At 52.8% G+C, this 13,650-nt stretch carries 14 protein-coding genes, 5 tRNA genes and 3 other RNA genes; 1 reads left to right on the top strand and 21 read right to left on the bottom strand.

Annotated features, from left to right (window positions below; all coding sequences use genetic code 11):
- The first annotated feature begins 93 nt into the window (after positions 1 to 93).
- Positions 94 to 1,032, top strand: coding sequence for a CDF family zinc transporter ZitB (gene zitB, locus M1D91_RS07325; protein WP_437430929.1), 939 nt, complete (start codon positions 94 to 96; stop codon positions 1,030 to 1,032).
- Here zitB and pnuC read toward each other — a convergent pair.
- From pnuC to cydA, 21 genes are all read right to left on the bottom strand, one after another.
- Positions 1,029 to 1,748 carry a nicotinamide riboside transporter PnuC gene (gene pnuC, locus M1D91_RS07320; protein WP_437430928.1) on the bottom strand — a complete coding sequence of 240 codons (720 nt, stop codon included), beginning with the start codon at positions 1,746 to 1,748 and terminating at the stop codon, positions 1,029 to 1,031. The genes zitB and pnuC overlap by 4 nt on opposite strands.
- 36 nt (positions 1,749 to 1,784) lie before the next feature.
- Entirely contained in the window at positions 1,785 to 2,828 is a 1,044-nt protein-coding gene (gene nadA / locus M1D91_RS07315; protein ID WP_437430927.1) for a quinolinate synthase NadA, read from the bottom strand.
- Positions 2,829 to 3,200: 372 nt separating this feature from the next.
- Positions 3,201 to 3,328: non-coding RNA, RtT sRNA (locus tag M1D91_RS07310), on the bottom strand.
- 28 nt (positions 3,329 to 3,356) lie between these two features.
- A non-coding RNA gene (locus tag M1D91_RS07305) (RtT sRNA) lies at positions 3,357 to 3,484 on the bottom strand.
- 28 nt (positions 3,485 to 3,512) lie between these two features.
- Positions 3,513 to 3,640, bottom strand: a non-coding RNA gene (locus M1D91_RS07300) — RtT sRNA.
- Between the two features lie 29 nt (positions 3,641 to 3,669).
- A tRNA-Lys gene (locus M1D91_RS07295) sits at positions 3,670 to 3,745 on the bottom strand.
- 32 nt (positions 3,746 to 3,777) lie between these two features.
- Positions 3,778 to 3,853 (bottom strand) — tRNA-Lys (locus M1D91_RS07290).
- A gap of 144 nt (positions 3,854 to 3,997) precedes the next feature.
- Positions 3,998 to 4,073 (bottom strand) — tRNA-Lys (locus M1D91_RS07285).
- 3 nt (positions 4,074 to 4,076) lie between these two features.
- Positions 4,077 to 4,152 (bottom strand) — tRNA-Val (locus tag M1D91_RS07280).
- Between the two features lie 127 nt (positions 4,153 to 4,279).
- Positions 4,280 to 4,355, bottom strand: a tRNA-Lys gene (locus tag M1D91_RS07275).
- A 164-nt stretch (positions 4,356 to 4,519) separates the two neighbouring features.
- Positions 4,520 to 5,305 (bottom strand): cell division protein CpoB, encoded by a 786-nt coding sequence (cpoB, locus tag M1D91_RS07270; protein ID WP_437430926.1) that lies wholly within the window; start codon positions 5,303 to 5,305, stop codon positions 4,520 to 4,522.
- Between the two features lie 9 nt (positions 5,306 to 5,314).
- Positions 5,315 to 5,830 carry a peptidoglycan-associated lipoprotein Pal gene (gene pal, locus M1D91_RS07265; RefSeq protein WP_437430925.1) on the bottom strand — a complete coding sequence of 172 codons (516 nt, stop codon included), beginning with the start codon at positions 5,828 to 5,830 and terminating at the stop codon, positions 5,315 to 5,317.
- A gap of 34 nt (positions 5,831 to 5,864) precedes the next feature.
- Positions 5,865 to 7,157 carry a Tol-Pal system beta propeller repeat protein TolB gene (gene tolB, locus M1D91_RS07260; protein WP_437431029.1) on the bottom strand — a complete coding sequence of 431 codons (1,293 nt, stop codon included), beginning with the start codon at positions 7,155 to 7,157 and terminating at the stop codon, positions 5,865 to 5,867.
- Between the two features lie 131 nt (positions 7,158 to 7,288).
- Positions 7,289 to 8,623, bottom strand: a complete 1,335-nt coding sequence (gene tolA, locus M1D91_RS07255; RefSeq protein ID WP_437430924.1) for a cell envelope integrity protein TolA — start codon at positions 8,621 to 8,623, stop codon at positions 7,289 to 7,291.
- Positions 8,624 to 8,662: 39 nt separating this feature from the next.
- Positions 8,663 to 9,091 carry a colicin uptake protein TolR gene (gene tolR / locus M1D91_RS07250; RefSeq protein ID WP_437430923.1) on the bottom strand — a complete coding sequence of 143 codons (429 nt, stop codon included), beginning with the start codon at positions 9,089 to 9,091 and terminating at the stop codon, positions 8,663 to 8,665.
- A 3-nt stretch (positions 9,092 to 9,094) separates the two neighbouring features.
- Positions 9,095 to 9,787 (bottom strand): Tol-Pal system protein TolQ, encoded by a 693-nt coding sequence (tolQ, locus tag M1D91_RS07245; protein ID WP_437430922.1) that lies wholly within the window; start codon positions 9,785 to 9,787, stop codon positions 9,095 to 9,097.
- Positions 9,784 to 10,188, bottom strand: a complete 405-nt coding sequence (gene ybgC, locus M1D91_RS07240) for a tol-pal system-associated acyl-CoA thioesterase (protein WP_437430921.1) — start codon at positions 10,186 to 10,188, stop codon at positions 9,784 to 9,786. Before ybgC ends, tolQ begins: the two co-directional genes overlap by 4 nt.
- A 148-nt stretch (positions 10,189 to 10,336) precedes the next feature.
- A complete protein-coding gene (gene ybgE / locus M1D91_RS07235) occupies positions 10,337 to 10,630 on the bottom strand; it encodes a cyd operon protein YbgE (RefSeq protein WP_437430920.1) in 294 nt (97 codons plus the stop codon).
- On the bottom strand, positions 10,630 to 10,743 hold the full coding sequence (cydX, locus tag M1D91_RS07230) for a cytochrome bd-I oxidase subunit CydX (protein ID WP_049292487.1): 114 nt from the start codon (positions 10,741 to 10,743) through the stop codon (positions 10,630 to 10,632). The genes ybgE and cydX overlap by 1 nt, the downstream gene beginning before the upstream one ends.
- Before the next feature lie 14 nt (positions 10,744 to 10,757).
- Positions 10,758 to 11,897 carry a cytochrome d ubiquinol oxidase subunit II gene (gene cydB / locus M1D91_RS07225; RefSeq protein WP_437430919.1) on the bottom strand — a complete coding sequence of 380 codons (1,140 nt, stop codon included), beginning with the start codon at positions 11,895 to 11,897 and terminating at the stop codon, positions 10,758 to 10,760.
- Between the two features lie 15 nt (positions 11,898 to 11,912).
- The gene (cydA, locus tag M1D91_RS07220) at positions 11,913 to 13,481 is read right to left on the bottom strand and encodes a cytochrome ubiquinol oxidase subunit I (RefSeq protein ID WP_437430918.1); all 1,569 of its coding nucleotides are present in this window, start codon (positions 13,479 to 13,481) and stop codon (positions 11,913 to 11,915) included.
- Between the last annotated feature and the right edge of the window lie 169 nt (positions 13,482 to 13,650).

Here is a 13,650-nt window from a genome sequence, read left to right as displayed (position 1 = left end):
AGAGCTTCGGCTCTCCTTAATTTTTTCTGTGGGATGGGAAAAGATCTGCAATGATGTAAGTCGCTGATATCGTTTTGACACAGGACGCTTAACATGGCGCATTCTCATTCACACTCATCCCTTCCTGAAGATGCCAACGCCAGACGTCTACTGTTGGCTTTTAGCGTTACGGCGCTGTTTATGCTGGTGGAAGTGGTCGGCGGGTTTATTTCAGGCTCGCTGGCTCTGCTGGCCGATGCGGGCCACATGCTTACCGATGCCGCGGCCCTCTTTTTCGCCCTGCTGGCGGTTCATTTTGCCAGACGACCTCCCAGCGCCACCCGCACGTTTGGCTGGCTGCGACTGACCACACTAGCTGCTTTCGTTAACGCCATTGCCCTGGTGGTGATTACGGTTTTTATCATCTGGGAAGCTTTTGTTCGCTTCAGACACCCGCAACCGGTGGCCGGTGCGACCATGATGGCTATCGCGGTGGCCGGGCTTCTGACAAACCTGCTGGCATTCTGGCTGCTGCATCGCGGCAACGAAGAGAAGAATCTCAATGTGCGCGCGGCGGCTTTGCATGTGCTGGGCGATTTACTGGGATCGGTCGGGGCGATTATCGCCGCGCTCATTATCATGTATACCGGCTGGACGGCTGCCGACCCGATCCTCTCGGTACTGGTCTCGCTACTGGTACTGCGTAGCGCATGGTCACTGTTACGCGAGAGTGTCAATGAACTGCTGGAGGGGGCGCCGGTGTCAATGGATGTGGAGGCGCTTAAACGCCATGTCCGGCGTGCTATTCCGGCGGTACGCGATGTTCATCATGTGCATGTCTGGCTGGTGGGCGAGAAAAGGCTTATGACGCTGCATGTGCATGTTATCCCGCCCCACGACCATGATGGTCTTCTCCGCCAGATTGCGCATTTCCTGGCCCATCATTACCAAATTGAACACGCCACTATTCAGATGGAGTATCACCCCTGCAGCGTGCCAGACTGCCACCTCAGCGAGATGCAGTCTGAGCACGCCCATTTACATCATCATTAACGGGAAAACGCTCTGGAGCCACGCTCACGGGCGCTCTTCATCCACATACGGCTGCCGTTTAACGCGATAAAGGTCAGCAGCATGTATTCCAGCGACATGGCCCAGACGCCTTGCAGTGCGAAGATAACAACGCTGATGACATTGATGATGACCCAAAGTAGCCAGTTTTCAACATACTTACGGGTCATCAGGATCATGGCAGCAATCGACAGCACCATCATGCAGGAATCCCAGAACGGGAAGGCATCGGGTTGCAGTTCCGGCATGGCGACATTAAGCCCGAGCGTCTGCATCAGGCTCACCGCAATGCGGGTCAGTACCGCAAAGACAGGATCAATAAAGGCCGTCATCAGCCCGATGGCACAGACACAGGCTACCAGCCAGCCAATGGCCTTCGGCAACGGCAGCCAACGAATCTGCAACGCGGCTTCGTTCGATGTCGTTTGTCGGGACCATGCATACCAGCCATAAATGTTTGCCGCAAAAAAGAAGAGCTGTAATAGCAGGCTGGCATAGAGCTGGATCTGGAAAAAGATGATGGCGAACAGCGTGACGTTGATTAAGCCAAACGCATAATTACTGATTTTCTCCAGGCTGGCGAGCCAGATACACAGTAGCCCCGCCAGCGTTCCTACCGCCTCTATCCATGAAAGATCGTAGCCTCCGGCCCCGATCGGAATATGTACCAGAATGTTCTGCGTGCTAAAAAAATCCATCTTTTCCCCAGAGCGTATTCCTACGCGTTATAAATGTTACGGACGTAGTGTAGCCGCAAAATCTAACATACGGTTAAGCGGCAGTAACGCCCCTTCACGCAGTGCCGCATCCACATGAATCTCATGAGCTGTTCCACCATTTTCAAGGCCATCAGCAATCGCTTTAAGGCCATTCATCGCCATCCACGGGCAGTGGGCACAGCTGCGGCAGGTAGCGCCCTCTCCGGCTGTTGGCGCTTCCAGTAGCTCTTTTTCTGGCACCGCCTGCTGCATTTTATAAAAAATCCCACGATCAGTGGCAACGATAAGCTGTTTGTGCGGAAGGGTCTTTGCAGCATTAATTAACTGGCTGGTTGAGCCTACGGCATCGGCGAGCCTGACCACGGCGAGGGGGGATTCAGGATGCACTAACACCGCCGCGTCAGGATAGAGGGCCTTCATCCGACCCAGCGCCTGCGTTTTAAACTCATCGTGGACAATGCAGGCCCCCTGCCAGCACAGCACATCGGCACCGGTCTGCTTTTGCACGTAGCTACCGAGATGGCGGTCCGGGGCCCAGATGATTTTCTCCCCCAGACTGTCCAGATGTTCTATCAGTTCCACGGCAATGCTGGAGGTGACAACCCAGTCGGCGCGTGCTTTTACCGCAGCGGAGGTATTGGCGTACACCACCACGGTTCTGTCTGGATGGGCATCGCAAAAAGCGCTGAAAGCCTCAATGGGGCAGCCAAGATCGAGTGAACACTCTGCATGGAGGGTTGGCATAAGAATGGTTTTCTCCGGGCTGAGTATTTTCGCCGTCTCACCCATGAAACGCACCCCGGCTACCAGCAGCGTCGAGGCGGCGTGCTTCGCGCCAAAGCGCGCCATCTCCAGGGAATCAGAGATGCAACCACCTGTCTCCTCAGCGAGCTGCTGGATCTCTGGATCGGTATAGTAATGCGCGACCATTACCGCATCGCGCTCTTTTAGTAAGCGCTTGATTTTGTCGCGGTAAAACTGTTTCTCATCCCGACTGAGAGGCATGGGTTTAGGCGGGAAAGGATAAATGGCTGCTTCCGGATCAAACATTACGCTCATTCTGCTCACTCGTTTTGCTGACTTAACAAAAATGCCTGTCTTTGAAGGATGGGGAGAAAAGAAAGGCTAATGTGTTTTATATACTAAACACGATAGCGGATCGGGCGGCAAAAGTCACAGGAATTGATTAGCTGCGCCAGGTACAGGCATAGGTAACGAGGTTATACCCAGAAGAGAGGGTGGATAATAAAGCGCCGTGAGCGGCTCGGTTGTCTCACTGCGCTACTTGTCTCATCCTGAGACTCGCCCTTCGGGCAACGCTTCGCGTTGTGCAAAATTGTTCCCGACAATTTTGTCGAGCCGAACCTGCTGCAGGTTCGAATCTTATATATCGCAGATAGCAAAAAAGCGCCGCCAGCGCCATTTTTACCCTGGTGGGTCGTGCAGGATGACTCGGCTTCGCCTCGCCCTTCGGGCCGTCGCCGCGAGCGGCTCCGTTGTCTCACTGCGTGAGACCCGAACCTGCTGCAGGTTCGAATCTTATATATCGCAGATAGCAAAAAAGCGCCGCCAGCGCCATTTTTACCCTGGTGGGTCGTGCAGGATGACTCGGCTTCGCCTCGCCCTTCGGGCCGTCGCCGCGAGCGGCTCCGTTGTCTCACTGCGTGAGACCCGAACCTGCTGCAGGTTCGAATCTTATATATCGCAGATAGCAAAAAAGCGCCGCCAGCGCCATTTTTACATTGGTGGGTCGTGCAGAATGACTCAGCTTCGCCTCGCCCTTCGGGCCGTCGCCGCGAGCGGCTCCGTTGTCGCACTGCGTGAGACCCGAACCTGCTGCAGGTTCGAATCTTATATATCGCAGATAGCAAAAAAGCGCCTTTAGGGCGCTTTTTTACATTGGTGGGTCGTGCAGGATTCGAACCTGCGACCAATTGATTAAAAGTCAACTGCTCTACCAACTGAGCTAACGACCCCTTGCGGGATTTACTGCTTAAATCATTCAGGATGGTGGGTCGTGCAGGATTCGAACCTGCGACCAATTGATTAAAAGTCAACTGCTCTACCAACTGAGCTAACGACCCATTCGGGTGTCGCCTGAAGATTTTTACTCGGAACCACATACAGTGGTGGGTCGTGCAGGATGACTCGGCTTCGCCTCGCCCTACGGGCCGTTGCTGTCGCAACGTTATCCTTCACGTTTTGCTATCGCGTTCCACCAGAACTATTGGTGGGTCGTGCAGGATTCGAACCTGCGACCAATTGATTAAAAGTCAACTGCTCTACCAACTGAGCTAACGACCCGAGTGGTGGGTGATGACGGGATCGAACCGCCGACCCCCTCCTTGTAAGGGAGGTGCTCTCCCAGCTGAGCTAATCACCCGATACTGCGCTGGATACTACTTTAAGTGGTGGGTCGTGCAGGATGACTCGGCTTCGCCTCGCCCTACGGGCCGTTGCTGTCGCAACCTTATCCTTCACGTTTTACTATCGCGTTCCACCAGAACGATTGGTGGGTCGTGCAGGATTCGAACCTGCGACCAATTGATTAAAAGTCAACTGCTCTACCAACTGAGCTAACGACCCACTTCTGCGCTGCTTTTGAGATGTTTGATATCCCTTGGCAACGGCGGCATATATTACTGATTTAAGAATTCAGCGCAACAAAAATTTCGAGGAAGATCACTTAACTGCTTACGATTCACGCGACAAGACCAGAAATAACGCGATTTCTGGTCAAGCGCTATTCGCTACATCGAACCAAGACGTTTTTGCGCTTGTTTTGCGCCGTCAGTGCCAGGATATTTCGCGACCACTTGCTGATAAACAGCTTTCGCTTTTGCTGTATCACCTTTGTCCTGCATGATGACGCCGACTTTAAACATGGCATCAGGCGCTTTTGGTGACTTCGGATAGTTTTTCACTACCGACGCAAAATAGTATGCCGCATCGTCCTTTTTACCCTTGTTGTAATTCAACTGACCGAGCCAGTAATTGGCATTCGGGATATAGGTCGAATCCGGGTAATTTTTGACGAAATTCTGGAATGCAGTCATCGCTTCATCCTGGCGAGACTTATCCTGCACCAGGGCGATTGCCGCATTGTAATCCGTGTTGGCGTCACCGCTCTGCACAGGGGCCGCAGTGGATGCAGAGGCATCAGGTGCCGCTGCCGCACTTTGGTCGCCAGAGGCTTGCGGGTTCTGCCCTGCAGCCGCACCTGCACCACTGCCCAGACTTTCAATCTGCGTCAGAATCTGCTTCTGCCGCTCATTAATCTGGTTCAACTGATACTGACTTTCCTGAATCTGACCGCGCAGGGTATCAATATCGGATTGGTTGTCAGAGAGTTGCTGCTGAAGTTGCGTTAATAGTTGACTGTGAGCATTAGAAATACGCTCGAGTTGAGTGACCCGATCTTCTACCGAGCCAGAGCCGACACTACTGATTGGCGCCTGAGCAAAAGCGGCCCAGGGGGCCGCTATGCCAACCAGTAACGACAGACTCATTAGATGATGTCTGAAGTTACTGCTCATGCAATTCTCTTAGTAAACCAGTACGGCACGACGGTTTTTGGAGTAAGCCGCTTCGTCATGACCCAGTACTGCAGGTTTTTCTTTACCGTAAGAAACGATGGAGATCTGGTCAGCGGTAACGCCTTTACCCTGCAGGTACATTTTAACGGCGTTAGCACGACGTTCGCCCAGGGAGATGTTGTATTCCGGCGTACCACGTTCGTCCGCGTGACCTTCTACGGTGACTTTGTAGGACGGGTTGCTACGCAGGAAGTTAGCATGAGCATCCAGCATCGCAGCGAAATCAGAACGAATGTCAAATTTGTCCAGATCGAAGTAAACGATGTTGTTCTGCTGCAGCTGCTGCATCTGCAGACGCGCCTGCTCTTCAGAAGACATATTGCCGTTGCCGTTCATACCGGTGCCAGCACCCATCATGCCTTCGCCGCTCTGGTCGTTGCTCACGTTCTTTTTAGAAGAACATGCGGCGATTGCCATTACGGACAGAGCGATACCCAGCCCTTTCAGCACTTTGTTCAGTTGCATTTCTTTGATCCTTTAGTAATCAATTATTTATTATTTACAGGTACGGCGACCAGGCAGGTGATTTTACCTGTCCATCAGACGCCGGAATACGCGCTTTGAACCGCCCATCTGTAGAAACCAGATTCAGCACGGATCCCATCCCCTGAGAAGAGCTGTAGATTACCATCGTGCCGTTAGGTGCCAGACTTGGCGATTCATCCAGGAACGTTGACGACAAAACTTGTACGCCACCCGCTGCCAGATCTTGTTTGGCAATGTGTTGCTGACCGCCTTCGGAGCTCACCATTACCATAAATTTACCATCAGCACTGACGTCAGCATCCTGGTTCTGCGAACCCTGCCAGGTGATACGTTGTGCTGCACCGCCATTCACATTGACTTTATAGACCTGTGGACGGCCTGCCTGGTCGGAAGTAAACGCCAGATTCTGGCTATCCGGGAACCAGGTCGGTTCAGTGTTATTGCTGCGACCGTCGGTAACCTGACGGATTTGACCGGAACCCAGATCCATCACATAGATGTTCAGGCTACCGGTTTTAGACAGTGCAAAGGCGATCTTGCTGCCGTCAGGCGAGAACGCAGGCGCACCGTTATGACGCGGGAAAGAAGCCACCTGACGCGTTGCAGTGGTTGCCAGATTTTGAATCACCAGCGCAGAACGACCACTTTCAAACGTCACATAAGCCAGCTGCGAACCGTCCGGAGACCAGGCAGGAGACATCAGCGGCTGAGACGAACGGTGAATCACCGAGGTGTTGTGACCATCGTAATCGGATACGCGCAACTCATACGGGAACTGGCCGCCGTTAGCCTGTACCACATAAGCGATACGGGTACGGAACGCGCCTTTAATGCCGGTCAGCTTCTGGAACACTTCGTCACTGGCGGTGTGCGCCGCGTAGCGCAGCCACTGTTTAGTGACTTTGAAAGAGTTCTGTGAAAGGACAGTACCTGGCGCTCCGCCGGTATCAACGAGCTGGTAGGCCACGTTGAAGCTGCCGTCCGGGTTAGGTGTTACCTGGCCGACGACGACTGCATCAATGCCCAGCGCAGACCATGCCGCAGGCTGAACTTCCTGTGCGGTTGCCGGTGACTGGGGCAGGCGAGATTTGTCCAGCGGATTGAATTTTCCACTCATGCGCAAATCGAAGGAAACGACATCACTGATGTCCTCAGGTGCAGCACCCGGCCCTGCCCACTGGAAAGGTACAACACCGATTGGGCGTGCCGAGTCGACCCCTTGGGTGATCTCGATACGTACTTCTGCATGCAGCACCGCTGCCCACAGCATTAAAAAACCAAACGCTACACGTAATGCCTGCTTCATCATATCTCCCTTATCCGGGCGGAAAACCCGCGATAATTTAGCAGAATGTTAACAAACTCAAAGACACAAAATGACTTAGTTCATGGTCATAACATAGCCACTTTTTCTACATTTTCATGAGAAATCTATGGTTATGGCTTAAAGTCCAGTGGTGCATTTTTAAACACTTCATAAACCGCCTGTGTAGGGGGTTTAGGAATTTTAGCCTGTCGTGCCGCCGCAAGCGCTGCCTGACAGAGAGCTGGATCACCCCCTTCGGACTGAATGTCTCTAAGTGTCCCATCCGGATCGAGCTTAATGCGTAATGTACAAGTCTTGCCATTATAAGAAGGGTCGTTATAGAACCTGCTTTCAATCGCCGACTTAATCTGGCCCGCATAGTTACTGATATCAGCTCCTGACGCACCATTGTTTTTAGTATTACCTGCACCTGCTGCTGCCGCACTATTCCCCTTCGCTCCTCCGCCCGCTTTCGGTGCATTCTTACCGGAACTCAGGTCGCCAAACAGATCATCCACGCCTGACGCAGCCGCCGCTTTCTCTGCAGCCGCTTTCTTCGCAGCAGCAGCTTTGTCAGCAGCCGCTTTTTTGTCAGCAGCCGCTTTTTTGTCAGCGGCGGCCTTCTCAGCAGCGGCTTTTTTATCGGCAGCGGCTTTTTCAGCGGCGGCAGCTTTTTTCTCAGCAGCCGCTTTTTCAGCGGCCGCAGCTTTCTCGGCAGCGGCTTTTTCAGCAGCAGCAGCCTTCTCAGCGGCGGCTTTCTCTGCTGCAGCCGCTTTTTTCGCAGCCTCAGCAGCGGCTTTCTTCTCAGCATCCTGCTGGGCTTTTTTCGCCGCGTCTGCTTCCGCTTTCTTCTGAGCGTCTGCTGCAGCTTTAGCAGCTTCAGCTTCGGCTTTTTTCTGCGCATCCGCCGCCGCTTTAGCTGCATCGGCTTCGGCTTTCTTCGCGGCGTCTGCTGCTGCTTTCTTAGCAGCATCCGCAGCGGCTTTTGCCTGAGCATCCGCTTTCGCTTTTGCATCAGCGGCCGCTTTTGCAGCGGCCTCTTCAGCCTGCTTCTGCGCTTCCTGAGCCTTTTTCGCCGCTTCTTCCGCTTTCTTCTGCTGCTCAGCCTGCTGACGTGCCGCTTCCTGCGACTGCAAACGCTCCTGCTCAAGCTGCTTTAAGCGCTCCTGCTCGGCAGCCTGCTTTTCACGTAACTCTTCAGCCTGCTGTTGCGCCTGTTTCTCACGCTGCTCTTCAGCACGTTTCGCACTGGACTGCTGCTGTTGCTGGCGGTTGTAATTCTGCACCACGGCGCCGGGATCAACCATCACCGCATCGATGGATGAACCGCCACCACCGCCGGCAGAAGCGTCAATATTTTCATCGAACGAACTCCAAATCAGCAGAGCTACAAGCACTACGTGCAGCACGGCTGAGATGATGATCGCGCGTTTAAGTTTGTCGTTTTGTTCGGTTGCCTTTGACACTCTCGGTTCCCAAAAACTGCCCGCCTGTTATGCCGGGGATCAAATAGGCTGCGTCATCAAGCCAACCGACTTCACACCCGCGCTATGTAACAGGTTTAGCGCTTTAATGATTTCATCGTAAGGCACTTCTTTCGCGCCACCGATCAGGAAAACGGTTTTCGGATTGGCTTGCAAACGGCGCTGCGCCTCTGCAATAACCTGTTCAGGCGGTAGCTGATCCAGACGATCTTTTTCCACTACCACGCTGTACTGGCCGACACCCGAAACCTCAATAATGACCGGTGGATCGTCGTTGGTGCTGACGCTTTTCGAATCTGTCGCGTCTGGCAGATCAACTTCAACACTCTGCGTAATGATGGGAGCGGTTGCCATAAAGATCAGCAGCAACACTAACAACACATCCAGCAGAGGCACAATGTTGATTTCGGACTTGAGGTCACGACTGCCGCGTCCACGCTTTCTGGCCATGGTTTACCCCTTGTTGCTCTCGGTGCTGGTAAACGCCTGACGATGCAGAATAGCCGTGAACTCTTCCATAAAGTTGTCGTAGTTCATTTCCAGTTTGTTCACGCGCTGGTTCAGGCGGTTGTATGCCATTACCGCTGGAATCGCCGCAAACAGACCGATAGCGGTCGCGATCAACGCTTCAGCAATACCCGGCGCAACCATTTGTAAGGTGGCCTGTTTCACCGCGCCAAGCGCGATGAAGGCATGCATAATCCCCCATACGGTACCAAAGAGACCGATGTAAGGGCTGATAGAACCCACAGTGCCGAGAAAAGGAATATGCGTTTCCAGATTTTCAAGCTCACGGTTCATGGAAATACGCATCGCCCTCGCCGCCCCTTCAACAATGGCTTCAGGCGCATGGCTGTTAGCACGGTGCAGGCGCGCAAATTCTTTGAATCCGCTGTAAAACATCTGTTCCGAGCCGGTCAGATTTTCGCGACGCCCCTGGCTTTCCTGATACAGACGTGAGAGTTCAATACCGGACCAGAACTTGTCTTCAAAGGCCTCCGCTTCACGGGCAGCAGCATTAAGAATACGCGTTCGCTGGATGATGATGGCCCAGGATGCGATTGAAAAACCAATCAAAATCAACATGATAAGTTTGACCAGAAGGCTAGCCTTCAGGAACAAATCAAGGATGTTCATGTCAGTCACTGCTTAAACTCCGCGACAATAGACTTGGGAAGCGCACGAGGCTTCATTAAGAGTGGATCAACGCAAACAATAAGAACCTCGGCTTCATTAAGCACCGTGTTCTCTGCGTTGACGATCCGCTGCGTGAAGACCAGGGAGGTACCACGCATTGATGTTATTTCCGTTTGGACATCGAGCATATCGTCGAGTCTGGCGGGTGCAAAGTACTCCAGCGTCATTTTACGTACCACGAATGCGACCCGTTCGGCCAGCAGGACTTGCTGGCTAAAGTGATGATGGCGCAGCATCTCAGTGCGTGCTCGTTCATAAAAAGCAACATAGCTGGCGTGGTAAACCACACCACCGGCATCAGTGTCTTCGTAATAGACCCGAACCGGCCATCGAAACAGCGTTGTATTCACTTTACATCCCGGTAATGCAAAAAAAGTTAGAGCTTTTAAACTTCGCTACTATACGCGCGGGGAAGGTGGTTTGGAATGGGTTGAAGTAAACGGAGAGTAAAAATATATGGGCTTTTGCAAGCCCATGTCGTAAACGGAGATTTCTTATTCAAAAGAAGAAAAAGATCAGACCCGTTAACATAACAATGATGGCGATTAACGGGCAAAACACCCCCTGCCAGACGATGGCACGCGGGCGAAAACCTACTCCGTGAATCACGCCTGCACAGACTGCCCACATCAGCAGAAAGCCCTGCCAGATTTCGAACTCACTGGTTTTAGCCGCGAATCGGGAGGGATCCCAGAAAATACAGCCTGCCAGCACTAATGCCATAATCAATGAAAGCGCCCGTAACGGGCGCTTATCCATTACCGCATAGAGCTTCGCGATAATTTCATTCATTAATGTTCTTCTTTCCCGGCTTTGGTCGCTTCCACGTGCTCAAGCGCCAGCGCGGTAATAATCCCAAAAGCACAGGCAAGAAGCGTTCCTAAAATCCATGCGAAATACCACATTATTAGCTCCTTACTTAGTACATAGAGTGGGTATTGGATTCAACGTGCTCTTTGGTGATGCGTCCGAACATTTTCCAGTAACACCAGGCGGTGTAGATAAGAATCAGCGGGACAAACACCAACGCCACAAAGGTCATCAGATTCAGCGTCATCTGACTGGATGTCGCATCCCACATGGTCAGACTCGCATTCATCATGATGCTGGATGGCATCACGAACGGGAACATCGCAATACCCGCGGTCAAAATAATGCATGCAAGCGTCAGGGAGGAGGAAACAAATGCCCAGGCACCTTTCTCCAGTCGTGACGTCAGCACGGTCAACAGCGGCAGCAGCACACCCAGTGCCGGAACCAGCCACAGAATCGGTGCATTATTAAAGTTGGTAAACCAGGCACCCGCCTGACGCACAACTTCTTTGTTGAGCGGGTTAGACGCGGCATGGTGATCCAGCGTAGAGGTCACAACATAACCATCAATGCCGTACATCACCCAAACACCTGCCAGCGCGAAGCAGACCAACGTCACCAGTGCGGCAATTTGCGCCGTGACGCGGGAACGCAGATGCAGTTCCCCAACCGTGCGCATTTGCAGGTAGGTGGCGCCCTGAGTGATGATCATCGCAACGCTCACCACCCCGGCCAGCAGGCCAAACGGGTTCAGCAGCTGGAAGAAGTTGCCGGTGTAGGCCAGACGCAGATACTCATCCACATTAAAAGGTACGCCCTGCAGCAGGTTACCAAAGGCAACGCCAATCACCAGCGGCGGTACAAAACTGCCGATGAAGATGCCCCAGTCCCACATGTTACGCCAGCGGTTATCTTCAATCTTGGAGCGGTAATCAAACCCGACCGGACGGAAGAAGAGCGAAGCCAGCACCAGGATCATCGCCATATAAAAGCCGGAGAAGGCCGCCGCATAAACCATCGGCCACGCCGCAAAGAGTGCGCCACCTGCAGTGATAAGCCATACCTGGTTACCGTCCCAGTGCGGTGCGATGGAGTTAATCATCACACGGCGCTCGGTATCGCTCCGCCCCAGGAAACGGGTCAGCATGCCGACCCCCATGTCGAAACCATCGGTGACAGCAAACCCGATCAGCAGAATGCCAACCAACAGCCACCAGATAAAACGCAATACTTCATAATCGATCATTTGACGACTCCTGTCTTAGCGTGCCGGCTGAGAAGCCACGGTGGACTGCTCGTAGTGGTAGCGACCGGTTTTCAGGCTGCTTGGACCCAGGCGTGCAAATTTGAACATCAAGAACATCTCAGCCACCAGGAACAGGGTATAGAGGCCGCAAATGAGCACCATCGAGAAGATAAGGTCGCCTGCGGTCAGGGTAGAGTTTGCCACTGCTGTTGGCAGCATTTCGCCCACGGCCCACGGCTGACGACCATATTCAGCAACAAACCAGCCGGATTCGATAGCAATCCACGGCAGCGGAATGCCATACAGGGCAGCGCGCAGCAGCCATTTTTTCTCGCCGATACGGTTACGACAAACGGTCCAGAACGCCACGCCAATGATCAAGAGCATCAGCACGCCAGACGCCACCATAAGGCGGAAGGCGAAGTAAAGCGGTGCGACACGTGGGATGGAGTCCTGCGTTGCCAGCTTGATTTGCTCTTCCGTCGCGTCAGAGACGTTCGGGGTATAGCGTTTGAGCAACAGCCCGTAGCCCAGATCTTTTTTCACGTTGTTGAAGGCATCACGCACTGAAGGGTCGGCCGAGCCTGAACGTAACTGCTCCAGCAGATGATATGCTTTCATCCCGTTACGAATACGCTCTTCATGCTGCACCATCAGGTCCTTCAGACCCACCACTGGCGTGTCGACAGAACGGGTAGCAATGATGCCCAGCGCATAAGGGATCTGGATGGAGAAGTTGTTTTTCTGCCCGTCCTGATCCGGAATACCAAACAGGGTAAAGGCTGCCGGTGCCGGCTGGGTTTCCCACTCAGCTTCGATAGCTGCCAGTTTGGTTTTCTGTACGTCACCCATTTCGTAACCGGACTCATCACCCAGTACGATAACAGAGATAATGGCAGCCATACCGAAACTCGCCGCGATTGCAAAAGAACGCTTGGCAAAAGCGAGATCGCGACCACGCAGCAGATAGTAAGAGCTAATCCCCAGCACGAAGATAGCGCCGCAGGTATAGCCAGAGGCGACGGTGTGGACGAATTTCACCTGGGCTACCGGGTTGAGCACCAGTTCGGCGAAACTCACCATTTCCATGCGCATGGTTTCGAAGTTGAAGTCTGCTGCTACCGGGTTTTGCATCCAGCCGTTTGCAACAAGGATCCACAAGGCAGACAAGTTAGAGCCAAGCGCCACCAGCCAGGTCACGGCCATATGCTGCACTTTACCCAGACGATCCCAACCGAAGAAAAACAGACCTACAAAAGTCGACTCGAGGAAGAAGGCCATCAGACCTTCAATGGCCAGCGGCGCACCGAAGATATCCCCAACATAGTGAGAATAGTAAGACCAGTTAGTCCCGAACTGGAACTCCATGGTCAAACCGGTTGCCACGCCCAGTGCAAAGTTAATACCAAACAACTTGCCCCAGAACTTGGTCATATCTTTATAAATCTGTTTGCCGGAAAGGACGTAGACCGTTTCCATAATGGCCAGCAGGAACGCCATACCCAGCGTCAGTGGCACAAAAAGGAAGTGGTACATCGCGGTCAAGGCAAACTGTAAGCGTGACAGTTCGACAATATCTAACATCTTGACTCCTTGCTCATCGCATGAAGACTCCGAGAGTAAACCCTGTTAGTGAAGGTTTACACGCATGCCCCAATACAAAGTTGTTGCACTTTAAAATCATTATCATGAATAAAATTGATGTTGATTCAAAAAAGTTACAACTACGTTAATAAAAAACCCAAATTGATCT

Source organism: Enterobacter sp. SA197 (assembly GCF_054131575.1).
The sequence above is the reverse complement of the archived record's forward strand: the minus strand, read 5'-3'. Positions and strand labels throughout refer to the sequence as shown.

Bases quoted from the DNA above. Each gene is read 5' to 3' on its own strand.
- pnuC (WP_437430928.1), bottom strand. From the start codon at position 1,748: ATGGATTTTTTTAGCACGCAGAACATTCTGGTACATATTCCGATCGGG.
- cydX (WP_049292487.1), bottom strand. From the start codon at position 10,743: ATGTGGTATTTCGCATGGATTTTAGGAACGCTTCTTGCCTGTGCTTTT.
- tolB (WP_437431029.1), bottom strand. From the start codon at position 7,157: ATGAAGCAGGCATTACGTGTAGCGTTTGGTTTTTTAATGCTGTGGGCA.
- zitB (WP_437430929.1), top strand. From the start codon at position 94: ATGGCGCATTCTCATTCACACTCATCCCTTCCTGAAGATGCCAACGCC.
- nadA (WP_437430927.1), bottom strand. From the start codon at position 2,828: ATGAGCGTAATGTTTGATCCGGAAGCAGCCATTTATCCTTTCCCGCCT.
- ybgE (WP_437430920.1), bottom strand. From the start codon at position 10,630: ATGAATGAAATTATCGCGAAGCTCTATGCGGTAATGGATAAGCGCCCG.
- cpoB (WP_437430926.1), bottom strand. From the start codon at position 5,305: ATGAGCAGTAACTTCAGACATCATCTAATGAGTCTGTCGTTACTGGTT.
- cydA (WP_437430918.1), bottom strand. From the start codon at position 13,481: ATGTTAGATATTGTCGAACTGTCACGCTTACAGTTTGCCTTGACCGCG.
- pal (WP_437430925.1), bottom strand. From the start codon at position 5,830: ATGCAACTGAACAAAGTGCTGAAAGGGCTGGGTATCGCTCTGTCCGTA.
- tolR (WP_437430923.1), bottom strand. From the start codon at position 9,091: ATGGCCAGAAAGCGTGGACGCGGCAGTCGTGACCTCAAGTCCGAAATC.
- cydB (WP_437430919.1), bottom strand. From the start codon at position 11,897: ATGATCGATTATGAAGTATTGCGTTTTATCTGGTGGCTGTTGGTTGGC.